This is a genomic window from Nereida ignava (assembly GCF_047114695.1).
Classification (GTDB): domain Bacteria; phylum Pseudomonadota; class Alphaproteobacteria; order Rhodobacterales; family Rhodobacteraceae; genus Nereida; species Nereida ignava.
Genome location: NZ_CP112885.1, coordinates 301,871 through 326,919, shown reverse-complemented (window position 1 = coordinate 326,919; position 25,049 = coordinate 301,871). Strand labels below are relative to the sequence as shown.

General features: G+C 54.3%; 24 protein-coding genes. 7 read left to right on the top strand and 17 right to left on the bottom strand.

Annotated features, from left to right (window positions below; all coding sequences use genetic code 11):
* Positions 1-12: 12 nt before the first annotated feature.
* The 15 genes from trpA to OLX08_RS01490 all read right to left on the bottom strand — a co-directional run bounded on the left by trpA (position 13) and on the right by OLX08_RS01490 (position 15,549).
* On the bottom strand, positions 13-801 hold the full coding sequence (gene trpA, locus OLX08_RS01560; protein WP_341245571.1) for a tryptophan synthase subunit alpha: 789 nt from the start codon (positions 799-801) through the stop codon (positions 13-15).
* Between the two features lie 114 nt (positions 802-915).
* Entirely contained in the window at positions 916-2,118 is a 1,203-nt protein-coding gene (gene kynU, locus OLX08_RS01555) for a kynureninase (RefSeq protein ID WP_391482061.1), read from the bottom strand.
* Between the two features lie 24 nt (positions 2,119-2,142).
* Positions 2,143-2,958, bottom strand: a complete 816-nt coding sequence (locus OLX08_RS01550) for an alpha/beta hydrolase (RefSeq protein WP_391482059.1) — start codon at positions 2,956-2,958, stop codon at positions 2,143-2,145.
* 99 nt (positions 2,959-3,057) lie between these two features.
* Positions 3,058-4,698, bottom strand: a complete 1,641-nt coding sequence (locus tag OLX08_RS01545; RefSeq protein WP_391482057.1) for an ABC transporter permease — start codon at positions 4,696-4,698, stop codon at positions 3,058-3,060.
* 111 nt (positions 4,699-4,809) lie between these two features.
* Complete coding sequence (gene phoB, locus OLX08_RS01540; RefSeq protein ID WP_391482055.1) at positions 4,810-5,499, bottom strand: phosphate regulon transcriptional regulator PhoB; 690 nt, start codon at positions 5,497-5,499, stop codon at positions 4,810-4,812.
* Between the two features lie 6 nt (positions 5,500-5,505).
* A complete protein-coding gene (gene phoU, locus OLX08_RS01535) occupies positions 5,506-6,228 on the bottom strand; it encodes a phosphate signaling complex protein PhoU (RefSeq protein ID WP_391482053.1) in 723 nt (240 codons plus the stop codon).
* A 4-nt stretch (positions 6,229-6,232) separates the two neighbouring features.
* The gene (gene pstB / locus OLX08_RS01530; RefSeq protein ID WP_341245567.1) at positions 6,233-7,027 is read right to left on the bottom strand and encodes a phosphate ABC transporter ATP-binding protein PstB; all 795 of its coding nucleotides are present in this window, start codon (positions 7,025-7,027) and stop codon (positions 6,233-6,235) included.
* A 17-nt stretch (positions 7,028-7,044) separates the two neighbouring features.
* Positions 7,045-8,415 (bottom strand): phosphate ABC transporter permease PstA, encoded by a 1,371-nt coding sequence (gene pstA, locus OLX08_RS01525; RefSeq protein ID WP_391482051.1) that lies wholly within the window; start codon positions 8,413-8,415, stop codon positions 7,045-7,047.
* Positions 8,412-9,884: a phosphate ABC transporter permease subunit PstC gene (pstC, locus tag OLX08_RS01520; protein WP_391482050.1), complete on the bottom strand. Its 1,473-nt coding sequence runs from the start codon at positions 9,882-9,884 to the stop codon at positions 8,412-8,414. Before pstC ends, pstA begins: the two co-directional genes overlap by 4 nt.
* A 108-nt stretch (positions 9,885-9,992) precedes the next feature.
* Positions 9,993-11,027: a substrate-binding domain-containing protein gene (locus OLX08_RS01515; RefSeq protein ID WP_391482048.1), complete on the bottom strand. Its 1,035-nt coding sequence runs from the start codon at positions 11,025-11,027 to the stop codon at positions 9,993-9,995.
* 177 nt (positions 11,028-11,204) lie between these two features.
* Positions 11,205-12,260: a sensor histidine kinase gene (locus OLX08_RS01510; protein WP_391482047.1), complete on the bottom strand. Its 1,056-nt coding sequence runs from the start codon at positions 12,258-12,260 to the stop codon at positions 11,205-11,207.
* A 24-nt stretch (positions 12,261-12,284) separates the two neighbouring features.
* The gene (locus OLX08_RS01505) at positions 12,285-13,481 is read right to left on the bottom strand and encodes a trans-sulfuration enzyme family protein (RefSeq protein WP_391482046.1); all 1,197 of its coding nucleotides are present in this window, start codon (positions 13,479-13,481) and stop codon (positions 12,285-12,287) included.
* The gene (locus tag OLX08_RS01500) at positions 13,478-13,996 is read right to left on the bottom strand and encodes a gamma carbonic anhydrase family protein (protein ID WP_391482044.1); all 519 of its coding nucleotides are present in this window, start codon (positions 13,994-13,996) and stop codon (positions 13,478-13,480) included. Before OLX08_RS01500 ends, OLX08_RS01505 begins: the two co-directional genes overlap by 4 nt.
* Positions 13,993-14,652: a guanylate kinase gene (gene gmk, locus OLX08_RS01495; protein WP_341245560.1), complete on the bottom strand. Its 660-nt coding sequence runs from the start codon at positions 14,650-14,652 to the stop codon at positions 13,993-13,995. Before gmk ends, OLX08_RS01500 begins: the two co-directional genes overlap by 4 nt.
* Before the next feature lie 3 nt (positions 14,653-14,655).
* Entirely contained in the window at positions 14,656-15,549 is an 894-nt protein-coding gene (locus tag OLX08_RS01490; protein WP_391482042.1) for a YicC/YloC family endoribonuclease, read from the bottom strand.
* A 183-nt stretch (positions 15,550-15,732) separates the two neighbouring features.
* Between OLX08_RS01490 and OLX08_RS01485 the strand changes: the two genes are divergently transcribed.
* The gene (locus OLX08_RS01485; protein ID WP_391482040.1) at positions 15,733-16,440 is read left to right on the top strand and encodes a PAS domain-containing protein; all 708 of its coding nucleotides are present in this window, start codon (positions 15,733-15,735) and stop codon (positions 16,438-16,440) included.
* 92 nt (positions 16,441-16,532) lie between these two features.
* On the opposite strand, the gene OLX08_RS01480 is transcribed toward OLX08_RS01485, so the two are convergent.
* Positions 16,533-17,903, bottom strand: coding sequence for a class II 3-deoxy-7-phosphoheptulonate synthase (locus tag OLX08_RS01480; protein ID WP_391482038.1), 1,371 nt, complete (start codon positions 17,901-17,903; stop codon positions 16,533-16,535).
* 160 nt (positions 17,904-18,063) lie between these two features.
* Between OLX08_RS01480 and OLX08_RS01475 the strand changes: the two genes are divergently transcribed.
* From OLX08_RS01475 to OLX08_RS01450, 6 genes are all read left to right on the top strand, one after another.
* The gene (locus OLX08_RS01475) at positions 18,064-19,071 is read left to right on the top strand and encodes a GlxA family transcriptional regulator (protein ID WP_334065826.1); all 1,008 of its coding nucleotides are present in this window, start codon (positions 18,064-18,066) and stop codon (positions 19,069-19,071) included.
* A 130-nt stretch (positions 19,072-19,201) separates the two neighbouring features.
* Positions 19,202-20,395, top strand: a complete 1,194-nt coding sequence (locus OLX08_RS01470) for an ABC transporter substrate-binding protein (RefSeq protein WP_391482037.1) — start codon at positions 19,202-19,204, stop codon at positions 20,393-20,395.
* A gap of 72 nt (positions 20,396-20,467) precedes the next feature.
* Positions 20,468-21,262 carry an ABC transporter ATP-binding protein gene (locus OLX08_RS01465; protein WP_048597497.1) on the top strand — a complete coding sequence of 265 codons (795 nt, stop codon included), beginning with the start codon at positions 20,468-20,470 and terminating at the stop codon, positions 21,260-21,262.
* Positions 21,259-21,972, top strand: coding sequence for an ABC transporter ATP-binding protein (locus tag OLX08_RS01460; RefSeq protein WP_048597496.1), 714 nt, complete (start codon positions 21,259-21,261; stop codon positions 21,970-21,972). Before OLX08_RS01465 ends, OLX08_RS01460 begins: the two co-directional genes overlap by 4 nt.
* A gap of 3 nt (positions 21,973-21,975) precedes the next feature.
* The gene (locus tag OLX08_RS01455; RefSeq protein WP_391482036.1) at positions 21,976-22,986 is read left to right on the top strand and encodes a branched-chain amino acid ABC transporter permease; all 1,011 of its coding nucleotides are present in this window, start codon (positions 21,976-21,978) and stop codon (positions 22,984-22,986) included.
* Positions 22,986-24,284, top strand: coding sequence for a branched-chain amino acid ABC transporter permease (locus OLX08_RS01450; protein ID WP_391482035.1), 1,299 nt, complete (start codon positions 22,986-22,988; stop codon positions 24,282-24,284). The genes OLX08_RS01455 and OLX08_RS01450 overlap by 1 nt, the downstream gene beginning before the upstream one ends.
* Positions 24,285-24,362: 78 nt before the next feature.
* On the opposite strand, the gene OLX08_RS01445 is transcribed toward OLX08_RS01450, so the two are convergent.
* Positions 24,363-25,016 carry a DUF3047 domain-containing protein gene (locus OLX08_RS01445; RefSeq protein WP_391482033.1) on the bottom strand — a complete coding sequence of 218 codons (654 nt, stop codon included), beginning with the start codon at positions 25,014-25,016 and terminating at the stop codon, positions 24,363-24,365.
* Positions 25,017-25,049 lie beyond the last annotated feature (33 nt).

The window sequence follows — 25,049 nt, the reverse complement described above, 5'->3', positions numbered from 1 at the left end:
CGGTCTGTTCCTTTAGCTATGGGCCGCATCGGCAAGGGTTTTTACAAAGCTCAGCACATCGGCGGGCGCATCGCCGCGACCAATCCGTTCAACGATGGCAGATCCTACCACAGTACCGTCGGCGATCGCCGCAATATCGCGTGCAGCTTCGGGTGTTTTCACGCCAAATCCAACAATCACAGGCAAATCAGTAGAGGCTTTGATGCGGTCAACTTCTGGTTTTACATCAACGGCTTGGACTGCGGCACTACCGGTCACTCCGGTCATAGAAACATAGTAGACAAAGCCAGAGGTGTTTTGCAGCACTTTGGGCAGGCGCGCAGCATCAGATGTGGGGGTCGCGAGGCGGATAAAGTTCAGGCCAGCTTCTTGGGCAGGCAAGCAAAGCTCCACGTCTTCTTCTGGCGGCAAGTCCACAATAATTAACCCGTCGATGCCAGCCTCTGATGCGGCGGCAAGAAACGTATCAACGCCCATAGAATAGATCGGATTGTAATAGCCCATCAGAACGATTGGGGTTGTCTGGTTCGTCTCACGAAATTTAGTCGCAATTTGCAGCGTCTTGGTGAGGGTCTGACCCCCTGCCAATGCGCGCTGGCCCGCCAACTGAATCGTGGAGCCATCGGCCATCGGATCTGTAAACGGCACACCAAGCTCAATAATATCGACGCCTGCATCGGGCAGCCCCTGCATCACCTCAAGCGAGGTATCATAATCCGTATCACCGGCCATGATGTAGGCGACGAATGCCTTTTGGTTCTGGGTTTTGAGACGGGCAAATGTGTCGTCGATACGTGTCATGTGGCTTCTCTCGTTGTGCGTTACGTCTTATTGAACGGTCTTTGGCAAGGACGCAATCGCTTGCACACAAATCAGCCAAATCTGTCGCGGTTTTGGGGTATTTCAGACGAGCTGTTAGGTGACGCGGCGTGTGATCTTGAACTCTGGCCTATCCCACAGCCGATCATTCATAACGTGCTCCAATATTTCAGTGGCGCGGATCACATCTGCCTTATCGAGATAAAGCGGTGTGAAGCCAAACCGCATGATATTAGGCGCGCGGAAGTCACCGATCACGTCTTGTGCGATCAAGGCCTGCACAATCGCGTAGCCCTCTGGGTGGGAAAATGAGACTTGGCTGCCTCGTTCGGCACCGTTGCGCGGGCTTGCAAGCTGCAAATCAGGGCAGCGCGCCTCAACCTGTGCAATGAAAAGCTCGGACAATGCAAGACTGGCACGGCGTAGATCCTGCATATCGATATCGTCCCATGCCTCAAGCGCTTTTTCCAAAGCGCTTAACTGCAACACGGGTGGCGTCCCAACACGCATCCTCTCAATCCCTACCGCGGGTCGGTAAGACGGCTCAAACGCAAAAGGTGCATCATGCCCCAGCCAACCGCTTAGCGCGGGATCAATTTTCGGGATCAAATCCGGACGTACATAAATAAACGCAGGCGCGCCCGGCCCCCCGTTGAGGTATTTGTAGCTGCACCCAACCGCAAAGGCGCAACCGCTGGCCTCAATATCCACGGGCACGGCCCCTGCACTATGGGCCAAATCCCACAACATCACCGCACCCGCGTCATGGGCCGCATCGCTTACAGCCTGCATGTCATGCATCCGGCCTGTGCGGTAATCCACTTGGGTAATCATCGCCACAGCAACGTCGCGTGTCATGGCATCAGTAACATCTTCGGGCGCCACAATACGCAACTCATGCCCCTGCCCCAAATGTTTGATAAGCCCTTCAGCCATATAGATGTCAGATGGAAAATTACCGCTATCTGTCAGAATAACTTTTCGATCAGGATTAAGGTTTAACGCCGCTGCCAACGCCTGATATACTTTAATGGAAAGCGTATCGCCCATCGTAACACAGCCCGCAGGCGCGCCGATTAGTGCAGCAATTTTATCGCCAACGCGCGCGGGTTGCGCCATCCAGCCATCCACGTTCCAGCCTTTGATCAAATGCGCGCCCCATTGATCCACCGCAGCGCTTCGTAGCGCCTCATCAACACCACGTGGCAGCGGGCCAAGGGAGTTGCCATCAAGATAAATCATGCCTTCAGGCAGATGAAACCGGTTTTTTACGGGCAAGCGGACAGGCTTGTTTGTCATCGGGTTCTCATTTTACGTTTGGGATTAGTCGTTGCCAACAAAGCAGGTGGTAAGCGCACTTTGCGGGTCTTTCAGCCCTTCAATGACAGAGAAATGATCATGGGTGCCGTTAATGTGCAAGGTGACCTCTACATCAAAACCTGACCACACATTATGCAGAAGGCGCGCTTGCCGAATAAACTCTGGCCGCTCACCCCCGCCGACCCATGCGGTCATCCGCGCAACCCGGTGCGGGTCTTGAAGTGCGGCACTTTCTTGGCGGGCCTCAGCTGAATCAAGGCCAAGTTTGTCATTCATTTCCGTACGCATAATAGGACGCAAATCATGAAGGCCGCTGATTGAGACGCAGCCATCAACATGCTCCATCACGTCTGCTGCCAAGGGCGTATCTTGACACATCATGCGGCTGACCAAATGCCCACCAGCGGAATGACCCGCTAGGCGAATTGGCCCTGACACTAATTTTGCAGCCGATGAAATTGCGCGCCCAATCTGTGCTGTCATCTGCGAAATACGCGCATCGGGTGCCAGAGTATATTGCGGCAAACACACGGCCCAACCTCGCTGACGCGCACCTTCTGCAAACTGTGACCAGTCGGATTTTCCAGTCCGCAGCCAATAGCCACCGTGAACAAATACTGCCAACCCTTTGGGTTGTGCCTCTGGCCAGAAAATATCAAATCGCTCGCGCGGATCAGAGCCGTATGAATGTTCGTCCCACTGTACGCCGCCGTCGCGGTACGCTGCACCATCGGCCTCCCACATCGCCGGAAACGCGTCTGATCCAGCAACATACGCCATATTGGCATAGGCATCATCCCAGTCAGTTTTCGTGCTCATGTGATGCTCCCCGCGCTATGTGTCGGGTATCTATGCACGAGATCGCAGAAGATGGAAATGCCACGCAGAGGAATTTGAGATACCCAAAACTGGTGTGGCTTAGTTTTGGCGGCGTCCGACTTGACGGCACAAGATGATCACGGGGATCAACCCCAACGCCGCGATCACAAGAGACGGGACTGCGGCGCCTTCTAAACGCTCGTCCGAGGCAAGCCTATAGGCCTGAACGGCGAGCGTATCAAAATTAAAGGGCCGCATGATCAGGGTGGCAGGAAGCTCTTTCATCACATCAACGAACACGATGACCAGTGCCGTCAGCAGGCTTGGCTGCAAAATAGGCACATGCACGCGGCGCACCGTCGCTAGAACCCCCTGCCCTAAGACACGCGAGGCCGCATCCATGTTGGTGCTGACCGCTGCAATGCCTCCCTCATACGCGCCAAGGGCGGCGGCGGAAAAGCGGATCATATACGCCCCGACCAAAAGCCAGATCGAACCTGTTACCAGCAGCCCTGTTGAGATACCAAACTGCGCGCGCATCGCCGCATCAAGTGCGTTATCAAAGGCAGCGAATGGCACGATCAGCCCCACCGCAATGACGCCGCCGGGCACGGCGTAGCCTAATCGCGCAGCGTAAAGACTACTGCGAGTCAAGAAGCTTGGGGCGACCCGCTGGATTGAGCCAAGTACAATCGCGCCCAACACCGTCAACCCCGCGGCCGTTCCTGCAAGCGTGAGGGAGTTGCTTGTAAATGCCAGATACCGCCTACCAAACAGATTTTGCTCGGAGCCGATCGCCATGGTCAAAAGGGCGACCGTGGGAATGATAACACCGAACAGAACAGGCAGCGCACAGAATGCCGTAGCAGCCACATTTGCGCCCCCGCTTAGGGGAATGCGGGCAAGGCGTTGGCTCACACGGGCGCTGTCGTATCTGGCAGCGCCCCTGCTGGTACGCTCAAGAATAGCCAAGAACAGCGCAATGACCAAAAGCCCAAGTGCAAGCTGTGCAGCAGCCGCACGGTCCGCCAACGTGAACCAGCTTGTGTAGATGCCCGTAGCAAATGTTTGCACACCAAAATAACTGACAGTGCCAAAATCAGCGATTGTCTCCATGGCCGCGAGAAGCACGCCAGAGGCAATCGCCGGCCGCGCCATAGGAATGCACACAGTGCGAAAGGCGTTCCAAGGGCTGCGGCCCAAGGCGCGTGCGGCATGAAATGTTGTCGCCCCCTGCCCCAAAAAAGCAGCGCGCGCGAGCAGGTACACATAAGGGTATAGCACCAGCGTCAACATCACTGTTGCGCCACCTAGACTGCGGATTTCGGGAAACCAGTAATCGCGTGGGCCAAGGCCTGTTACGGCGCGCAGGGTGGATTGAACAATGCCCGGATGGTCCAGCAGATGCGTGTAGGCATAAGCCAACACATAAGCGGGAAACGCCAAGGGCAGCACCAATGCGATCTCAAAAATGCGTCTGCCGCGGAATTCGGTCATGCTGACAAGCCACGCAGTGCCAGTTCCCAAAATAAATGTGAAAAAACCAACCAAAGACACTAACCACAAGGTGGTGCCAGCGTAATTCAACAGAACCGTATCAAAAAGGGCGGCAAGCGTGTCTGTCGATCCCGAAAACGCAGCCACAAGCACACCCAAATGTGGCAGCGCAAAGAGCACACCAAGAGTTAGCGCCAAGCCGGTTAGGATTTTCTCGCCAGCTGATTTTGGCCGCTTTGCCATAGAGCGTTCCCTCAACACTTTTGTTCAGTGCGGGATGCCTATTCAGATTAAAATAGTCAAGTAAAGAGCGTAAGCTTAGACCGACAAACAAGCGACCAAGCTTCCCAAATCTTAGCCCAGTGCGTATCCTGCCCCGCGCACAGTGCGCAGCGGATCATTGCCGCCGTGGGTACAAAGTGATTTGCGCAAGCGCCCCACATGCACATCAACCGTCCGCGTATCCACATAGATATCGCGCCCCCAGACACGGTCCAAAAGCTGATCGCGTGACCACACTCTGCCCGGCTTTTCGATGAACGTGGCAAGCAAGCGAAACTCGGTCGGGCCCAGCTTAATGTCACTGCCATCGCGGGTCACTTTGTGGGTTTCACTGTCCAGAATGATGTCATCAAAATGCAACGTCTGGCCAACAGTTGACGGGCGGACCCGGCGCAATTGAGTCCGCACCCGCGCCATCAACTCCACCACCGAGTACGGCTTGACCATGTAATCATCCGCACCTATTTCAAGGCCGCGCACTTTGTCGACCTCCTCAGAGCGGGCAGACAACATGATGATCGGCGTGCCAACTGTATCAGGCCGCGCCTTAAGGCGGCGGCATACTTCAATGCCACTCACGGCTGGCAGCATCCAATCAAGCAAGATGATGTCTGGCGCCTGCTCATCCACGGCCAACATGGCATCTTCGCCTGTTTCCGCAGTCACGACCCGAAAGCTCTCGGCCTCAAGATTATAAACCAGCACTTCGCGTTGTGCCATCTCGTCCTCAACCACCAATACGACCGGCTGATTAACTGACATGTTTCTTTAGTCCTCGGTCACAGAGGCAGGATCATAGGGATCACCGGCCACTTTGGGACGCTCATCATCAGGCATTTCGCCTGTGACTTGATAGATCACTTGCTCGCAAATCGATGTCACATGGTCGCCCATGCGTTCAACGTTCTTGGCGATGAACTGCAAATGCATACAGCTTGTGATGTTACGCGGATCTTCCATCATGTAGGTCAGAAAATTGCGGAAAAGACTGTTATACATCTGGTCCACATCTTCATCGCGCAGGATCACCGCTTGGGCCAATGCGGCGTCTTGGCGGACATAAGCATCAAGTGCTTCGCGCAGCATCGCCTCAACTTCGCGGGCCATCCGGCGCACCGATGCGGGCGCGCCATTGACGGCCTGCACTTCGGCCAAAACCGCCGTGCGCTTGGCCATGTTTTTGGTGTAATCGCCGATGCGTTCAAGCGCACCGCTGATTTTGATCACAGACAGGACCGTGCGCAAATCGCGGCCCATGGGGGCACGCAACGCGATCAGGCGGGCGGCCTCATCGTTGATTTTCTCTTCCAGCTCATCAATCTGTTTATCCGCAGCACGCACTTCAGCGGCCAATTCCAGATCACGGGTTTCAAGCGCTTGCGCACTTTTCAGGATGCTGTCTTCGACAAGCCCCCCCATCTTCATGATCGCAACCATGACCCCTTCAAGATCACGGTCATAAGCAGAAACGATATGTTGTTGGTCACTCATACGCTTATCCAATCCGTCCAGTGATGTAGCTTTCGGTGCGGCTGTCTTGTGGGTTCGTGAAAATCTGACTGGTGTCGCCAAACTCGACCAGATTGCCCAAGTGGAAAAAGGCAGTGCGCTGGCTGACCCGCGCGGCTTGCTGCATCGAGTGCGTGACGATCACAAGTGAATAGCTTTGACGCAGCTCGTCAATCAGCTCTTCCACTTGCGCAGTAGCGATGGGATCAAGCGCAGAGCACGGCTCATCCATCAACAGCACCTCAGGCTCCGTTGCGACAGCACGTGCAATACACAAGCGTTGTTGTTGCCCGCCAGAAAGGCCCGTGCCCGGTGCATGAAGGCGGTCTTTAACCTCGTCCCAAATCGCACCACGGCGCAACGCTTTTTCAACGATCACATCCAAATCAGCTTTGGACTTTGCCAGCCCGTGCACTTTGGGACCGTAAGCCACGTTATCATAAATTGATTTCGGGAACGGGTTCGGCTTTTGGAAAACCATACCGACTTTCGCGCGCAGCTGAACGGGATCAACGGCGCTGTCGTAAATGTCATCGCCGTCTATTTTGATGGTCCCTTCAACGCGGCAAATATCGATGGTGTCATTCATCCGGTTCAAACACCGAAGGAACGTAGATTTGCCACAACCGGACGGGCCGATGAAGGCCGTCACAGTCTTGTCTGCAATCTCAACATTTACGTCTTTGATGGCCTGGTTATCGCCATAGTAGACCTGCACATTGCTGGCGGAAATTTTGGTATCTTGGTCCACGGGCATCTCCATATATCTTAGATCGTCCATTGTTCTTACCCTTCTACCTACCAACGGCGCTCAAAGCGACGACGAAGTAAAATTGCGATGATGTTCATGGTCATAAGGAAGACCAACAAAATGATGATGCCACCCCATGCGCGCTCGTAGAATGCAGGGTCTGCGCGCTTGGCCCACTCAAAAATCTGGGCAGGCATGGCAGAGTTAGGGTCTGTGAAGCCAGACAACACGCTGTCGGGGTAGTTTGACGCGATATAGCCAACCATGCCGATCAGCAGCAGCGGCGCAGTCTCACCAAGTGCTTGGGCAAGGCCAATAATCGTGCCTGTCAAAATTCCAGGTGCGGCAAGAGGCAACACATGGTGGAAAACAGTCTGCATTTTTGACGCCCCAACCCCAAGTGCCGCATCCCGAATTGAGGGTGGAACCGCCTTCAGCGCCGCACGGGTGGAAATGATGATCGTCGGCAATGTCATCAGCGTCAGCACGAGACCACCAACCAACGGGGCGCTCGCTTTCATTGCTGCAATGCCAAGATAGCCGCCACAAAATTGGATAAAGAACGCAAGGCCCAAGATCCCGAACACGATCGAAGGCACCGCCGCGAGGTTAGAAATGTTCACCTCAATCAAATCAGTCAGGCGGTTTTTCGGCGCGAATTCTTCAAGGTAAATCGATGCGGCAACACCAATCGGAAGCGCCAAAAACAGCACAACCAACATCATAAAGAGCGAGCCTAACATCGACACGCCAAGCCCCGCCTGTTCTGGCCGGCTTTCGGATGCGTCTGCGCCGAAAATGAAACTTGGGTTAAACTTTTTGCGTACAACACCCGCCTCAATCATCTGATCGACCAGATCAAGGTGTTCAGCAGACAGGTTCTTGTCGCGGGCCAAATCCTCGCGGGTCACGCGGCCCTTGATATAACCATCGACGCGCGATGAGGCGAAGAAATCAAAAGTCACGGTCTGGCCGATTTGGGCCGTGTTCTCTATCACATAGGCCCGCATTTGCCCGACAGCGCTTGAGGACAGAAGTTTGCGCAACTCTTTGCTTTTGGTGATTTCAGTTGTGAAGCCACCTTCTGCAATCACTGCGGACAAAGCATCGCCCAACAGCGGATTATAACCAAAAGTCGAGACTTTTTTGATGTCCTCAAGGTTTCGATTACCTTTTTTGTCCAGCTTATCTTCGCGCAGCTCAACAGGTACAGAAATGAACGTCTGGGTGAATGCACCAGTACCGCGGCTGATGATCGTTGTCAGCAGAACCGCCAAAAACAACAGCCCAAGCGTGATGGCGATGATGCCATACATCTTGAAGCGCGCCTCAGCAGCGTTGCGTTTCTTGGTGCGCGCATCAACGACGAGCAGGGATTTTTTCTCGCGCAGCGGTGCTACGTTGCTCGCATCGGTCATTCGTATTGCTCCCGATATTTACGCACAATTCCCAGTGCGATGACGTTCAATCCAAGGGTGATCACAAAAAGGGTCATGGCCAATGCAAAGGCCACCAAAGCCTCGGGGCTGGCGAAATCCGCGTCGCCTGTAAGTTGGGAAACGATTTTGGCCGTTACGGTCGTCATTGCATCAAAAGGGTTCATCGACAGGCGCGCGGCGGCCCCTGCCCCCAAAACAACGATCATCGTCTCCCCAATGGCGCGGGAAGCGGCCAACAAAATTGCGCCAACAATACCGGGAAGTGCCGCAGGTATCACCACTTGGCGGATGGTCTCCGATGGCGTCGCACCCAGCCCCAACGAGCCATCTCGAAGCGCCTGTGGCACGGCGTTGATGATGTCGTCTGACAGTGAAGACACGAACGGGATTAACATGATGCCCATGACCAAACCGGCGGTCATCACAGCTGTGCCGCCTTGCATCCAATTGACGCCCAAAATGCCGCCGTCACCGAACACGTTCACCAACAAAGGTCCAACCGTCAAAAGCGCAAACAAGCCGTAAACGATGGTGGGGATACCGGCCAAAACCTCAAGCAAGGGTTTGGCAAAGGCACGCACTTTGGGGGACGCGTATTCAGACAGATAAATCGCGGAAAAAAGCCCAGTTGGAACAGCAACCATCAGCGCGATTATGCTGATGTAAAGCGTGCCCCAAAGAAGCGGGAAAACACCCAATTCAGAACCGCCGCCGAAACTTGGGGACCACGTGAGGCTCAGGAAAAAGTCTTTTGCGGGATAAAGTTGGAAAAACTCGATCGTGTTAAAGATAACCGAAAAGACAATACCAAGGGTTGTGAACACCGCCACACTAGCCGCCGCAATAAGCGTCCATCGCATGCTGCGCTCAACCGAGTTTCGCGCGCGGTACGTGGCCGATGTCTGCATGAAACCGTAGGTCAGCCCCAAAAGCGCGACGCCAATCACCGCAATCATTCGCAGAGTTCCGCCGCTGCTTTGCATCGCCCTATAGCTTTGTGCAGCCTCCAAAATGGCAGGGTCAACATCGGCCCCAAGCGCCACACCAACTGAACCAAGAATGCCCCGAATATCATCCGCGCCAGTGCTCAAAGCCGCTGCAGCGTCGCTGCTAAGCGCGCCTGCCGCAACGGCTGTATCAAGGCCATTCGCAATCCGCTGCACATCCCCCATCAAAAGGCCAACGGTTTGGCCTTCTGCGATTGCAGATGCCGGTATCAACTCAGCAACGGAGGATTGCACCAGAGTGGATTGTCCCAAGCCCCAAACGACCATAAGCGCCAAAGCTGGCGCGATCGTCAAAATTGAGGCCGAAAATCCGTAATAATGTGGACGCGAATGCAATGCGCGCTGGTCACCACCAACAGAAGATAACGCTTTGCTGCGCGCCAGAATAAAAGCCAAAGCACCAAGGCCCAAAACGATCAATAAAAGAACAATTCCAGACATTTACAGACCTCAGCTAATGTAGATCGCCAAATTCTCAGGCGCCGTCTTTATGCAACACACCGCCGATTCACCCTCGGCGGTGTGTTATGTCTTTAACCAATCGCGCTCTTATGAGCCAGATGCGATGGTCTGCTCGTTTGCAATTGCTTCTTGAGTAAGAGCCAACTCTGGGTCTGAAACCAGACCGTACTCAGCCAGTGGGCCATCTGGGCCAGCAACATCGTCACTCACGAAAAACTCAGCATATTCTTTCAAGCCAGGGATCACGCCGATATGCGCTTTTTTGACATAGAAAAACAGTGGGCGAGACACAGGGTATTCACCTGTTGAAATGCTTTCTGTTGTCGGCGTTACACCTGATATTGTCGCCACTTGCAGCTTGTCTGTGTTGTTCTCATAGAACGCTAGACCGAACACGCCGATACCGTCTTTGTTGGCATCAATCCGTGCAAGGGTTTCTGTGTAATCGCCATCAATGTCTGTAGACAAACCGTCTGTGCGCACTTTGATGCACGCATGTTCTGCGTCATCTTCGGACATGCCGGCGGCTTCCATCGCCTTAAGCGCGCCTGTCGTTTCACAGCCAACAGCCAGAACTTTTTCTTCAAACACTTCACGTGTGCCGTGCTTTGTGCCTGGGATGAACGCCGCAATTTGCTGTGCCGGGAACGCAGGGTTCACGTCTGCCCAAGTCTGGTTCGGGTTGTCGATAATCGCGCCGTCGACAAGCACTTTTGGTGACAATGCATTGAACCAGTCAGCGGGTGTGAATTCGAATGTCTCACCGTCAATGTCGGACGCAAATACGATGCCGTCATAACCGATGCGGACTTCAATAATGTCGGTCACGCCATTGTCGGCGCATGCTTTGATCTCTTTTTCGCGGATCGCGCGAGATGCGTTTGCTACGTCAACGGTGTTTGCGCCAACCCCTTCGCAAAAGCGCTTCAGACCCGCAGATGAGCCACCGGATTCAACAACAGGTGTCGGGAAATCAAAGTTCTCACCGAAAGCTTCCGCAACGATTGATGCGTAAGGCAGAACAGTAGAAGAACCGGCAACTTGCACGTTGTCACGCGCGAATGCAGGTGCGGAAACAGCAACGATCGCAACGGCTGATGCGGTGAGTTTAAGAAATGGCATAAGGCAGCTCCTTTTGGTTATGTCAGCCTCACAGGTCGGCGTATCCCTCCTGCAAGCAACTTATGGCGTCTGCCTAAGCTGGTCTCGCTAAGCTTTTGTGACAGGAACGTAACAGCTATGTGACAAACCAGAAAATAACGGATTTTAGCGGCTAAATTGCCCGAAATTTGTAAAAATTTAAGGTGCGGACGTATCAGCGGGCAAGATCGCCGTGAAACGACTACCGATTCCCAGTTTGCTTTTGATCTCTAGGCGCCCGCGATGCCGCGTAATGATGTGTTTGACAATGGCAAGGCCAAGACCGGTCCCCCCCACCTCACGAGAGCGGTGACTATCCACGCGGTAAAACCGCTCTGTCAGGCGCGGGATGTGCACCGGATCAATCCCCTGCCCGTCATCTTCAATAATCAAACGCACCCCGTTTCCATGCAGCGCCACCTCATAAGCAGGCGCGGTCAAACGCACGCGCACTTCATTTCCGCTTGGGGAATAGGCAATCGCGTTTTCGGCCAGATTACGTAACACCTGAACCAGCTGCCGCTCATGCCCCTTCACGTGACATGGGGCGTCGGGCAGCTCGATCTTAAGGGAAATATCATGCGCTTCAGCCAACGGCTGTAATACTACCGCAGTGTGCGACACTAGTGCGTTCAGCGCAACGCGGTCCATGGGGCGGACTTTTTCATCAACCTCAACGCGGTTCAGCGACAACAGATCATGGACAAGACGGTTCATCCGCTCGGCCTCTCGGGCCATCAAGGACAAAAAGCGGTTACGGGCGGCTTCATCATTGGCCGCGGGCCCTTGAATGGTTTCCACAAAGCCAAGGATCGATGTGATGGGCGTTTTTAATTCATGACTGACGTTTGCAACGAAATCACTCCGCATGGCTCTGATTTCGCGCGAGGACGTGATATCCTCAAAGCTCAGCGAGACATGGGCGCGTCCCTCCAAGTCAAGCGGGCTGCAGATCACTTTGAAGTGTGATGTTCGGCCTTTGATGTTTTCAGAAAACTCCGCCTTTTCCGTGGCACCGACACCAAACGCACGCTCAACCGCATCCAGAATACTGGGACGGCGGCAGGCACGTGTATAATGGCGATCAACGATGTCCTCGCCCAACACGTCGCGCATGGCTTGATTGGCAGCCACAATCGTGCGGCGCGCATCAATTACAGCGAAAGGCGTGGGGAACGCATCGGTCAGCGCGCGCATCGTGCTCAGTGCTGTCATGGCCTTGTCCCCCTTCGTCTTTAGTCAGACCCCGTTAAGGGCCGCCGTAAACTCAGAGATAAGCATATCCACATCTTCAACCCCGACCGAGACACGGAAGAACCCTTCGGGCATGCCCAACGCCAAACGCGCCTCAGCACTTAGCGCGCGGTGCGATGACGTTGCGGGATGCGACAAGGTTGTCCCGATATCGCCCAGAGTTGGGGCAAACGCGATATGCTCAAGCGCGCCGACAAACGCATTTGTTTGCTCACGCCCGCCGCGCAGGACGAAACTGACCATATTGCCTGTCTGATCCCCCAACATATCGTTCACACGGTTATGGTCCGGATGATCTGTGCGCGCGGGATAAAGCACTTTTTCAACTGCGCTATGTGTGGCCAATGCGTCCGCTAGCTTTGCGGCATTTTGTTGGGCGCGGTCATAGCGCAACTCAAATGAATAAAGCCCCCGTTCCGCCAGCCAGCAATCAAATGGTGATGGCGTAAATCCCCATGTGACCGCCTTGACGACCATTGCATCGCGCAGCGCCGGATCACGGGTCGCCGTGTAGCCCAGTGTCACATCCGAGTGCCCGGCCAACAGTTTAGTGACAGAGTGGATCACGATGTCAGCGCCGTGATCAAATGCACGGTATCCGCGCGGGGTGGTGAACGTATTGTCGATCATTACAAGAACGCCGCGTGCATGGCAGGCCTCTGTAATCGCACCAATATCTGCAAGGCGAAGCGTTGGATTACTCACAACTTCGAGCAAAACAAGCCGCGTGTTGGGCTGGATCGCGGCAGCGAACGCGGCCGCATCTGTGGGATCCGCCAACGATGTTTCAATGCCAAGGTCGGGCAAGTCTTGGCTTAGCATCCTGAGCGACCGGCCATAAAGTTGATCCCCACCCAGAACGTGATCACCCGCTTTGCACACCCCAAGGATTGCAGCAGAAATCGCAGCCATGCCGCTGCTGGTGATGAAGCCTGCGCCCATCTGCGGTGTCACACCTTCAAGCTGGTCGATCTTGCGCGCCAAAACGTCTGCGTTGGGGTGCCCTTCACGAGCATAGGTATAGCCCTGCGCACCACCCAGATATTGCGCATCCAATGCATCAGGCGTGTCGCTTGCATAAACAACAGACGGCTGAAGCGGCGTGACGACCGCACGGCTTGAGCTTTGTGGAAACGCCATGCGGCGCACCATTGAGGGGGAATTCAGGCGTTCGTCATTCATAGTGCGCTTAGTCCTTTTCTAAAGCGTTCTGCATTTTTCTGGTAGCCGAGCGCTGATTTCAACAAACCGTCAATCGCCTCTTTATCGAGGGCGCGGCGCACTTTCGCGGGCGCGCCAACCACAAGCGAGCCATCTGGGATAACTGCGCCTTCTGTGACCAAAGCGTTCGCCCCAATCAGGCAGTTCTTACCGATAACAGCCCCGTTAAGCACCGTGGCGCCCATCCCGATCAGCGTGCAATCACCAATCGTGCAGCCGTGCAAAATAGCTTTGTGCCCGATCGTGCAGTTAGCTCCGATAGTAAGCGGGAAACCCATGTCCGTGTGCAAAACGCTGCCCTCTTGCACGTTCGCCCCCTCGCCCACGGTGATCCGTTCGTTATCACCACGCAGCGTAGCGCCAAACCAAACGCTGCTTTTTGCGCAAAGGGTAATCGCGCCAATGATGTTGGCATCCGCTGCCACCCAGGCCGTCGGATCAATTTCGGGGGTGATTCCATCAAGCTTATAAATCATTGGCGGGCCTCAAATTCTGCGTTCAAATCACGTACAATATCGGACATTTGCGGTTGTTGGCTAAGGCGCAGACGTTCTGCGCTGACGATTGATTTCAGCCGTTCTTCCGTTTGATCAAGATCATCGTTGACCAAAACATAGTCATATTCGGGCCAGTGACTAATCTCATCGCGGGACTTTTTCATCCGTCCTGAAATAACCTCGTCGCTATCCTGTCCACGTCCACGCAACCGTCGCTCCAACTCTGCAATTGAGGGCGGCAGGATAAAGATCGACAACGTGTGCATTCCCAAAACAGAGTTGCGGATTTGCTGCCCACCTTGCCAGTCGATATCAAACAGCACATCGCGCCCATCGTTGATCGCCGCTTCAACGGGACCCCGTGGGGAGCCGTATAAATTATCAAACACCTCGGCGTGCTCCAACATATCGCCCCGCGCGACCATATCTTCGAAACCTGTCCGGCTTTCAAAATAGTATTCAACGCCGTGGGTCTCACCTTCGCGCGCAGCACGCGTGGTGGCCGACACGCTAAACGACAGGCTCGGGTCCCATTTCATAAGCCGCTTAGCCAACGTCGATTTACCCGCACCGGAAGGCGAGGACAAAATGATCAACAGCCCACGACGGGCGGCGGTACTTTTGGGGGCAGACATCAGTTACTCCACGTTTTGGATTTGTTCACGCATTTGGTCGATCACGGCCTTAAGGGCAAGTCCGATTGTCGTCAGTTCCGTGTGGTTCGCCTTGGCGCACAGGGTGTTCGCTTCGCGGTTGAATTCTTGGCTAAGAAAATCAAGCTTACGGCCCTTGGCGCCTGTTTGGGCCAATAATTCCCGCCCCGCAGCGATATGCGCGCGTAATCTGTCCAGCTCTTCAGCCACATCAGCCTTCACAGCCAAAAGCGCAATTTCCTGTGCCACACGGCTAGCATCAATGTCATCTGAAAGGTTTGCAGAAACCCGTGTCAGACTTTCAGCAAAGCGCGCCTTCATGTTGTCTGCACGCGTTTCGATGATATTTGCGGCCTGATGCGTGAGCACTTCAATCTGGTTTAACTGGTCTGCCAGGATGCCGTGCAAAGCCGCACCTTCATCGCTTCGCATCCGGTTAAAGCTGTGCAACAGCGTTGGTAAATCGCCAAGAATTGCCGCTGATAAGGGCGCCGTATCAGTACTGGCTGCCTCTGTATCTACTATCCCTCTGTAGGCTAAAATCTCAGCAGTGCTTGGCGGCGTTATGTCTACACTGTGATCCGCAGCCGCTTGCGCAATCTGTTTGAGCGCGCTCAAAACATCATGAAGCCGTGCCTCATCTACGGTGAACCTCGCGCCGCTATCTTGCCGCGTTACTTTGCAATTCAGCGTGATGTTGCCGCGCTCGGCAGCGCCTTGTGCGGCTTTGCGCGCGGCGACCTCAAGACCCTCAATCCACTCGGGGACGCGGATGCGCAGATCAAGACCACGGCCGTTTACGGCACGTATTTCCCACGTCCAACTATAGCCGTCTAATTGCCCTGAACACGTGGCAAAACCGGTCATTGAAAGTGTCATTTTGGCCTCGCGTCAGTGGATCCTTAGCCCCATTTGTGACGCCCTGCTGAAAGCAAGGCAAGGCCCGATACGTGCCCCGCGCCACATGCGTTAACCACTCGTTTACATTTTGCACCGCGACACGCTAATTTACGGTATAGTAACGATTAGTCGACTTGCAGATTTTACACGGATCCTTGAGCCATGACCTCTAAACCCAATGCGCCACGTCTTGCGGCCCCTACCAATGTTGTCTCGATCTTTGATCATCGTGCAGAGCTTCGGTTCCCAGCGATTGCGCAGACAGAGGCGTATTGGGAAGCGCTTCGCGGCACACGCATGATGCCAGATCGGGCGGATGTGAACCCGCGCGGCATAGAAAATCTGTTGGAATACGCATTTATTGGTGAACGCATCGCCCCGGGCCTTGTGCGTTTACGGCTTGCGGGCATGCACATGTCTGATCTGATGGGGATGGAAGTGCGCGGCATGCCATTGTCGAGCTTTATTGTCCCGCACGAACGTCAACAGATGGCCGAGGCCATTGACCAAATGTTCGACAGCCCCGCTTGTGTCACCCTTGCGCTGCGCGCTGAAACAGGTGTTGGGCGTGACAGTTTGGACGCGAAGATCATCCTGTTGCCGCTCAAATCAGACTTCGGTGACGTAAGCCGCGTTTTGGGAGCGTTTGTCACCAACGGCAAAATTGGACGTGCACCGCGCCGGTTCAACATTCTTGAGACGGATGTCCGGCCGCTGCTGAAAGACCCGACGGGTAGTACAGCTGACGCAATTCTAAGCAGTAGACCAGCGCCGCAACCAACAGAAGATACCCCTGTAATTAGCGCGGATAAACTGCAATCTAAGTCTAATAAAAGGCCAAAATTACAGATACTTACATTCGATAGCTAATCCACTTTCTTAGGATTAACGATTTGTTTAGGCATACAAAAAGCTCCGAGCGCTAACTCGGGACTTTGTTGATTTTTTATCCCAAAATAAGATTAGCTGGCTGCGGCCTGTTGGGTCGCATTCCGCAGGGCCGATAGCTCTTCGGATACCAAAAATGCCAGCTCAAGAGACTGCGACGCGTTCAAACGTGGATCGCACGCTGTGTGGTAGCGATCAGACAAGTTCTCGTCGGTTACCGCACGGACACCACCTGTACATTCGGTCACGTCTTGCCCAGTCATCTCAAAATGCACACCACCGGGGATTGTGTTTTCAGCACGGTGGATTGCAAAGAATTCCTGAACCTCACGCAGAACGCTTTCAAACGGTCGGGTTTTATAGCCTGACGCCGCTTTGATTGTGTTACCGTGCATCGCATCACATGACCAAAGCACGTTCGCACCCTCTTCTTTGACTGCCTGAATGAGACGCGGCAGGTGATCACCCACGCTTCCCGCACCGAACCGCGCGATAAGGGTCAAGCGCCCCTCTTCGTTTGTCGGGTTCAATTTAGACATCAGGACTTTGAGGTCTTCGGCTGTTGTCGTTGGGCCGCACTTCAAGCCGATCGGGTTTTGCACACCGCAGCAGAATTCAACGTGAGCACCGTCCGGCTGGCGTGTCCGATCACCGATCCAGATCATGTGACCAGACCCCGCAACAGGCAGGCCGGTTGTGCTGTCTTCGCGGCACATGGCTTCTTCATATTCCAACAACAGCGCTTCGTGCGACGTGTAGAAATCAACGGATTGCAACGTATGCGCCGTTTCTTGGGTCACACCAGCAGCTTTCATAAAGTCGAGCGTGTCTGAGATACGGTCTGCGACCTCACGGTATTTCTGCGCCTCGCCGCTGCCCGTAAAGCCCAGTGTCCAAGCGTGGACCTGATGAACGTCAGCATAGCCACCGGTTGAGAAAGCGCGCACCAAGTTCAAAGATGCCGCCGCTTGGGTGTAGGCCTGCAGCATGCGCTTTGGGTCGGGGATGCGCGCCTCTGGCGTGAAGTCGAACCCGTTGATGATATCACCACGGTAGCTCGGCAATTCCTGATCATCCTTGGTCTCGGTCGGTGCAGAGCGTGGTTTGGCAAACTGGCCGGCCATCCGGCCCACTTTAACAACGGGCACTTTGGCGCCATAGGTAAGAACCATCGCCATCTGCAGCATGACTTTGAATGTGTCGCGAATAGTATCTGCTGAAAATTCAGAAAAGCTTTCGGCGCAATCGCCGCCTTGCAACAAGAACGCCTCACCGCGCGATGCGGCGGCAAGCTCGGCCTTCAAACGGCGCGCTTCGCCTGCAAAAACCAGCGGTGGATATCGGCGCAACTGTTCCTCGACGCCGGCCAATGCCGCAGCATCGGTGTAGTCTGGCATTTGTACGCGCGGTTTTGCGCGCCATGCATCTTTGGTCCAGTTGGTCATCGGGTATCCTCGTCACGACGTTAGCGTTAGCACAAAAGCTGATACCCCGACTTTTGCACAGTTCCAATGGGCTTTGTCACCCGCGGCGCGTTTTTCCTTGAATAAGATGCAGTTTGGTGCTGTTGCTATTTGACGTTGCGTTTTCGGGAGAGGCAAGAACATGGCGGAGAAACGTCAGATCATCGAGGTGAAAACGGACGGCAAACCTAAACGGATTGTGTTTGTCCTGCTCGAGAACTTTACACTGTTGTGCTTTTCTGCGGCAGTTGAATCGCTACGTCTTGCAAATATGATGGCGGGCAAGCCGCTCTATGAATGGCGTCTTGTGGGCGAGATGGGCGCGAATGATGATAGTGTTGTTACGTGCTCCGCTGGCATTCCGTTTCAGCTTCAGGGCGGCCTTGATGAGTTGAGCCGCGATGACATTGTGATGATTTGTGGCGGTCTTGAGGTACAGCAGGTTACCACCACCAAACTGATGAACTGGATGCGCCGCGAAAGCCGCCGTGGGGTCCAAATGGGTGGCCTGTGCACAGCTGCGTTTACAATGGCGAAAGCGGGTTTGCTTGACGGGCGCCGCGCGACGATCCACTGGGAAAACCAAGACAGCTTTGCCGAGGAGTTCGAGGATGTGGAGCTGACAAAGTCCGTCTTTGTGATGGACGGCAACCGCTTCACCACTGCCGGAGGCACAGCATCGATTGACCTGATGCTCAAGATTATTGCCGCAGAACACGGGCAAGATCTGGCTAACTCTGTCGCGGATCAGCTAATTTATTCCTCTATTCGCACGGACCAGGACAGCCAGCGTTTGTCTATCCCCACGCGCATTGGCGTGCGGCACCCGAAGTTGAGCCTTGTTATTCAGATGATGGAAGCCAACATCGAAGAACCGATCAGCCCCGGTGTGCTTGCAAAGGACGTGGGCATGTCGACCCGACAGCTTGAGCGGCTTTTCCGCAGATATCTGTCGCGCAGCCCTAAGCGCTATTACATGGAATTGCGTTTGCAAAAGGCGCGGAACTTACTGATCCAGACGGATATGAGTGTCATTAATGTAGCACTTGCGTGTGGTTTTGCGTCACCATCGCATTTTTCCAAATGCTACCGGTCCCACTATGACACCACACCCTACCGCGAACGGGGTGCGCACGCCGGCCGAGGGTGAGAACTAGGCTAATTTTATTGCGCATTTTGTCTCATTAATCGGCTGTTTACGTTAGGAAACTGCTTCCCTATTTGCGAATCTATGCGTAATGTCGTGAACGGACATTTTAGATCCGACATGGGAGATTGTTATGAAAAAATTGTTGATGGCGACAGCACTTACAGCTGTTACGGCAACAACTGCCTTTGCAGGCGGCCACGGTAAAGAAGTTAAACTCGGAATCATTTTGGGCTTCACTGGCCCGCTTGAATCTCTGGCACAGCAAATGGCTGGCGGCGCAGAAGCAGCGATTGAAGAAGTCACTGCTTCAGGCATGCTGCTGGACGCGGCAAAAGTAACTGGCGTCCGCGCAGACAGCACATGTATTGATGCCGCTGCGGCAACGGCTGCTGCTGAGCGTCTGGTCACATCCGACAAAGTTGATGGCATCATGGGCGCTGACTGCTCAGGCGTCACCGGCGCGATCCTGTCAAACGTTGCTTTGGCAAACGGCACTGTCATGATCTCGCCATCCGCGACATCACCCGGCCTTTCCACAGCAGAAGACAACGGTCTGTTCTTCCGCACAGCACCATCTGACGCACGCCAAGGCGTTGTAATGACAGATGTTCTGCTCGAAGAAGGCATCAACGAAGTTGCGTTGACATACACAAACAACGACTACGGCAAAGGCCTTGCTGATGCGTTCCAAACTGCGTTTGAAGCAGCTGGCGGCACAGTAACAATCTCTGCAGCACACGAAGACGGCAAAGCAGACTACTCTGCTGAAGTTGGCGCGTTGGCATCTGCTGGTGGTGACCGTTTGGTTGTCGCTGGTTACGTTGACCAGGGTGGTTCGGGCATCGTTCGTGCGGCTCTCGACAGCGGCGCATTCGACACGTTCCACTTCCCTGACGGCATGATCTCTGACGCGCTTGTTGAAAACTTCGGCTCAGAGATTGACGGCTCAACAGGTCAAAACCCGGGCACAGACAGCCCAGGTGCGATGAAATACGCAGAGCTGATCGGCGACAAGTTCAACCCGACATCACCTTTCTCTGCAGAAAGCTATGACGCGGCAGCACTTATCATGCTGGCGATGCAAGCAGCAGACAGCAAAGACTCGTCTGACTACAAAGACCACGTGATGGACGTTGCAAACGCACCGGGCATCGAGATCTTCCCTGGTGAGTTGGGCAAAGCGCTCGAACTGATCAAAGCTGGCGAAGAAATCGACTACGTTGGTGCGTCTGCTGTTGAACTGATAGGACCCGGCGAAAGCGCTGGTAACTACCGTCAGATCACATTCGAAGGTGGCGAGCTGAAAGTGGTCAAGTACCGCTAAGCCGACCTATCACAAAACTAAAGAACAGCCCGATCTTGCGTCGGGCTGTTTTGTTAAGGAGAACTCAAGATCATGATCAAAGTGGACAATCTGTCCAAGCACTTTGGCGGCTTTCGAGCAGTCGATGGCGCTAGCCTCGAGATCCAGAGCGGGTCAATAACGGGCCTTATCGGACCTAATGGTGCGGGAAAAACAACGCTTTTCAATGTGATAGCAGGCGTTCTTAAACCGTCTGGCGGCCGTGTGACAATGGACGGCGAAGACATTACGGGACTTGAACCGCACCAGCTGTTTCACAAGGGCTTGCTGCGCACATTCCAGATTGCCCATGAGTTTTCATCAATGTCGTGCCGCGAAAACCTGATGATGGTGCCGGGCGCGCAAGCCGGTGAAACACTTTGGAACACTTGGTTTGGCCGTAAGCGGATCGCTGATCAGGAACGTGCGTTGCGTGCCAAAGCCGACGAAGTTTTGGAATTTCTGACCGTTGAGCACCTTGCCGATCACAAAGCGGGGCAGATTTCTGGCGGCCAGAAAAAACTACTGGAGCTGGGGCGCACCATGATGGTTGACGCCAAGATTGTGTTTCTTGACGAAGTTGGCGCCGGTGTGAACCGCACCCTTCTCAACACGATCGGGGACGCGATTATCCGGCTCAACAAAGAGCGTGGCTATACATTTGTCGTGATCGAACATGACATGGATTTCATCGGCCGGCTTTGCGACCCCGTGATCTGTATGGCAGAAGGCAAAGTCCTTGCCGAAGGCACCCTGCCCGAGATTAAAGCCAACGAGCAGGTCATCGAAGCCTACCTGGGCACTGGCCTCAAAAACAAAGACAAAGCACAGGCCGAGGTGACGACATGAGCGAGCCATTCTTGATCGGGCGCGACATGACAGGCGGCTACGGCAAAGGCCCCGACATTTTGCACAATTGCACCATCGGCGTCGATAAAGGCGAGATTGCCGTCATCGTTGGACCTAACGGGGCCGGTAAATCAACCGCAATGAAGGCCGTTTTCGGCATGCTGGATGTGCGCCAAGGCGGCGTGTTTCTGAACGGGAAAGACATCACGAAACTCAGCCCTCAGGCGCGCGTGCGCGAAGGCATGGGCTTTGTGCCGCAGACATCAAACATCTTTACATCCATGACTGTCGAAGAAAACCTTGAGATGGGCGCGTTTATCCGCACGGATGACATCAAAGACACGATGGAACAGGTCTACACATTGTTCCCGATTTTGCGTGACAAGCGCAATCAAGCAGCAGGTGAGCTGTCAGGCGGGCAACGTCAGCAAGTGGCCGTGGGCCGTGCTCTAATGACAAAACCAACGGTCTTGATGCTGGATGAGCCTACTGCTGGCGTAAGCCCAATCGTGATGGACGAGCTTTTTGACCGCATTATCGAGGTGGCGCGCACAGGCATTTCCATCTTGATGGTGGAACAGAATGCCCGCCAAGCGCTTGAAATCGCAGACAAAGGCTATGTACTGGTCCAAGGCGCAAATGCGTTTACAGGCACCGGCAAAGACCTTCTTGCGGACCCTGAAGTTCGTAAATCATTCTTGGGAGGCTGAACGATGGACTATCTTAACGCTATCGTCGCACTAACAAATTTCGTGCTTATTCCCGCAACCGCATATGGCGCGCAGCTGGCCCTTGGGGCGTTGGGCGTTACGCTGATTTACGGCATTTTGCGGTTTTCAAACTTCGCTCATGGCGACACAATGGCGTTCGGCACTATGGCCACAATCGGCGCAACGGTTGTGCTGCAAAGCTGGGGCGTCAGTTTTGGCCCGCTCCCCACAGCGCTTCTTGCGCTTCCCTTTGGGATCGCCGCAACGATCGGGCTGGTTCTGCTTACGGATGCGGGCGTTTACCGCTTTTATCGCACCCAAAAAGCAGCACCTGTGATTTTCGTAATCGTTTCCATGGGCGTCATGTTCATCATGAACGGTCTGGTTCGCATTCTGATCGGCCCCGATGATCGCCGCTTTGCCGATGGTGAGCGGTTCATCATTTCTGCGCGTGAATTCAAAGAAATGACCGGCCTGCGCGAAGGACTAGCACTCAAAACCACCCAAGGCATCACAATCGTTGTTGCTGTGCTGGTTGTTGCGATGCTCTTTTACTTTCTGAACCGCACACGGACCGGTAAATCCATGCGCGCCTACTCTGATAACGAGGACTTAGCGCTTTTGTCTGGCATCAACCCCGAGCGTGTGGTTATGGTCACGTGGATGATCGTCGCAACGCTGGCGACAATTGCGGGTGTGCTTTACGGATTGGATAAGTCATTTAAACCGTTCACATATTTCCAACTTTTGCTGCCAATTTTTGCCAGCGCAGTTGTAGGTGGTTTGGGCAATCCGCTTGGCGCGATCTTCGGGGGTTTTCTGATCGCCTACTCCGAAGTTCTCATCACATATGCCTGGAAAAAAGTGCTGGTCTACACCCTACCCGACGCACTTGAGCCGTCCGGCCTCGTGCAGCTTTTGTCCACTGATTACAAATTCGCCGTCAGCTTTGCATTGCTTGTCATTGTCTTGCTCTTCAAGCCGACGGGTCTGTTTAAAGGGAAGTCAGTCTGATGGTTTCTTTCAAAAACACCGCCCTCTTTGCCGCCGTCTTTGGTCTGATCTTACTGACCGGATTTACCTCTGGTTGGAACTCGGCGCTGTTGATCCTGAACATGGGGTTGATCTCGGCCATTATGGCGATCGGCGTTAACCTTCAGTGGGGTTTTGCAGGCTTGTTCAACATCGGCGTCATGGGCTTCTTGGCGCTTGGCGGCCTTGCTGCTGTGCTGGTCTCGGAGCCCGTTACACCGGGCGCATGGTCCGCTGGTGGGTTCCAGGTCATCGCAGCCCTTTTGATGGGATTTGCCACAATCGCGCTTACGATTTTTGTGCGTGGCAAAACAACAGGGCGCGTGCGCACCATTGCCACGCCGCTTCTCCTTATTGTCGGCTTCTTCATCTACCGCGCCATTTTTGATCCCGCTGTGGCACGTATCGAAGCAATCGATCCCGCGGTTTCAGGCAACATTGGTGGGCTTAATCTGCCCATTCTGTTTGCGTGGCCTGTTGGCGGTGTGTTTGCTGCCGCAGCTGCTTGGGTGATCGGGAAAACGGCTCTTGGTCTGCGCAGTGACTATTTGGCCATTGCGACCCTTGGTATTTCCGAAATTGTCATCGCGGTGATGAAAAACGAAGACTGGCTTGCGCGTGGGGTCAAAAACGTCATCGGCATTGAGCGCCCTGTGCCGTCAGAAATTGAGTTGCAAGAAAGTGCGCAGTTCGTAGAGCGCGCAGCCTCGCTCAATATCGATCCGGTCACGGCCTCGACGCTTTATGTTAAACTCAGCTATTCGGTGTTGTTTGTCATTGTCTTGTTGGTGATTTTCCTTGCCGCAGAGCTGGCGCTGAAATCCCCATGGGGCCGCATGATGCGCGCTATCCGTGACAATGAAACCGCTGCGCGCGCGATGGGCAAAGATGTCACGGCGCGGCACCTGCAAATCTTCGTTCTGGGATCGGCTATTTGCGGCGTTGCGGGGGCGATGATGGTCACGCTTGATGGTCAACTTACCCCAAGCAGTTACCAGCCGCTTCGTTTCACATTCCTTATCTGGGTGATGGTGATCGTTGGGGGCTCGGGCAATAACTACGGCTCCGTTTTGGGTGGCTTTCTGATCTGGTTCCTGTGGGTTCAGGTAGAACCATACGGTGCGGCCCTTATGGGCCTTATCACCGACCCGATGCCTGACGCTTGGTGGATCAAAGAACGCCTTCTGGCCAGTGTTGCACATATGCGTTTGCTGACCATGGGATTGATCTTGCTACTGGTTTTGCGGTTCTTCCCCCGTGGTTTGATCCCCGAGAAGTAAATGGAACATACTCCATTAAAGAATAAACAAGGGGCGGTCGATTGGACCGCCCCTTTTCATTTGCTCAGCCAGTTAAGCTTAGTCAATCTGCAAGTTGCTGATCTGCGCACGAATAATGCTATCGGTGTCGTCACTATCGCCAGAGACGGCAATCCCCAAAAGTTTGCCCGATGTTCCGCCGAAAGCTTTGCGAAAATCATTCGATAAATTTACGCTTTCAGAATGTGTTCCCGTGCCAGCCGGCCGCAACGCAACCGTCACCCCTTGGCCCGGTTGGTAAGGCGATTGCAACAAAGCGCCGCGGCTATGATTACCGCCCCATGCATATTGGATCACGCGCAGGTCATCATTTCCCAACAGCGATCTGATGCCAGCGCCAGCCAGCTTTTCAGCCTGATCATCGGGGGCAAAGAGGAAATAGATCGAAATGTTGCGATCATCACCGCCTTTCACGCTCAGATCTGTTGCAGGAACAGATTGGCTCACGGACCAGTTCCACGAGGCGCGTTCGGCCTCCCAAAAACTGCGCGGCAGTTTGCGCCACGCAATGGACACAGCCCCATCTGATGCGATGCCCAGGCTCTGACCGAAGTCGTAATTGTTCTTTGAAAACAGTGACAGCCGTTGGTTTTTCCACCCTTCAGACAAGCTGACAGAGGCCGCCAGTGCAGATGAGCCGAAGGAGATGAGGGCTGTCGCGCTTACCGCCGCAAACAGAGCTTTTTTCAACATGATAAGTCCTATACTGTTCCTTACTAAACCATA

Coding starts and splice junctions, on each gene's coding strand:
- OLX08_RS01465 (WP_048597497.1), top strand. CDS start 20,468: ATGATCAAAGTGGACAATCTGTCCAAGCACTTTGGCGGCTTTCGAGCA.
- OLX08_RS01550 (WP_391482059.1), bottom strand. CDS start 2,958: ATGAGCACGAAAACTGACTGGGATGATGCCTATGCCAATATGGCGTAT.
- OLX08_RS01470 (WP_391482037.1), top strand. CDS start 19,202: ATGAAAAAATTGTTGATGGCGACAGCACTTACAGCTGTTACGGCAACA.
- OLX08_RS01480 (WP_391482038.1), bottom strand. CDS start 17,903: ATGACCAACTGGACCAAAGATGCATGGCGCGCAAAACCGCGCGTACAA.
- OLX08_RS01450 (WP_391482035.1), top strand. CDS start 22,986: ATGGTTTCTTTCAAAAACACCGCCCTCTTTGCCGCCGTCTTTGGTCTG.
- phoU (WP_391482053.1), bottom strand. CDS start 6,228: ATGAGTGACCAACAACATATCGTTTCTGCTTATGACCGTGATCTTGAA.
- pstB (WP_341245567.1), bottom strand. CDS start 7,027: ATGGACGATCTAAGATATATGGAGATGCCCGTGGACCAAGATACCAAA.
- phoB (WP_391482055.1), bottom strand. CDS start 5,499: ATGTCAGTTAATCAGCCGGTCGTATTGGTGGTTGAGGACGAGATGGCA.
- OLX08_RS01505 (WP_391482046.1), bottom strand. CDS start 13,481: ATGAATGACGAACGCCTGAATTCCCCCTCAATGGTGCGCCGCATGGCG.
- OLX08_RS01485 (WP_391482040.1), top strand. CDS start 15,733: ATGACCTCTAAACCCAATGCGCCACGTCTTGCGGCCCCTACCAATGTT.
- OLX08_RS01490 (WP_391482042.1), bottom strand. CDS start 15,549: ATGACACTTTCAATGACCGGTTTTGCCACGTGTTCAGGGCAATTAGAC.
- gmk (WP_341245560.1), bottom strand. CDS start 14,652: ATGTCTGCCCCCAAAAGTACCGCCGCCCGTCGTGGGCTGTTGATCATT.
- trpA (WP_341245571.1), bottom strand. CDS start 801: ATGACACGTATCGACGACACATTTGCCCGTCTCAAAACCCAGAACCAA.
- OLX08_RS01445 (WP_391482033.1), bottom strand. CDS start 25,016: ATGTTGAAAAAAGCTCTGTTTGCGGCGGTAAGCGCGACAGCCCTCATC.
- OLX08_RS01455 (WP_391482036.1), top strand. CDS start 21,976: ATGGACTATCTTAACGCTATCGTCGCACTAACAAATTTCGTGCTTATT.
- kynU (WP_391482061.1), bottom strand. CDS start 2,118: ATGACAAACAAGCCTGTCCGCTTGCCCGTAAAAAACCGGTTTCATCTG.
- OLX08_RS01500 (WP_391482044.1), bottom strand. CDS start 13,996: ATGATTTATAAGCTTGATGGAATCACCCCCGAAATTGATCCGACGGCC.
- OLX08_RS01475 (WP_334065826.1), top strand. CDS start 18,064: ATGGCGGAGAAACGTCAGATCATCGAGGTGAAAACGGACGGCAAACCT.
- pstC (WP_391482050.1), bottom strand. CDS start 9,884: ATGTCTGGAATTGTTCTTTTATTGATCGTTTTGGGCCTTGGTGCTTTG.
- OLX08_RS01515 (WP_391482048.1), bottom strand. CDS start 11,027: ATGCCATTTCTTAAACTCACCGCATCAGCCGTTGCGATCGTTGCTGTT.
- OLX08_RS01545 (WP_391482057.1), bottom strand. CDS start 4,698: ATGGCAAAGCGGCCAAAATCAGCTGGCGAGAAAATCCTAACCGGCTTG.
- OLX08_RS01460 (WP_048597496.1), top strand. CDS start 21,259: ATGAGCGAGCCATTCTTGATCGGGCGCGACATGACAGGCGGCTACGGC.
- OLX08_RS01510 (WP_391482047.1), bottom strand. CDS start 12,260: ATGACAGCACTGAGCACGATGCGCGCGCTGACCGATGCGTTCCCCACG.
- pstA (WP_391482051.1), bottom strand. CDS start 8,415: ATGACCGATGCGAGCAACGTAGCACCGCTGCGCGAGAAAAAATCCCTG.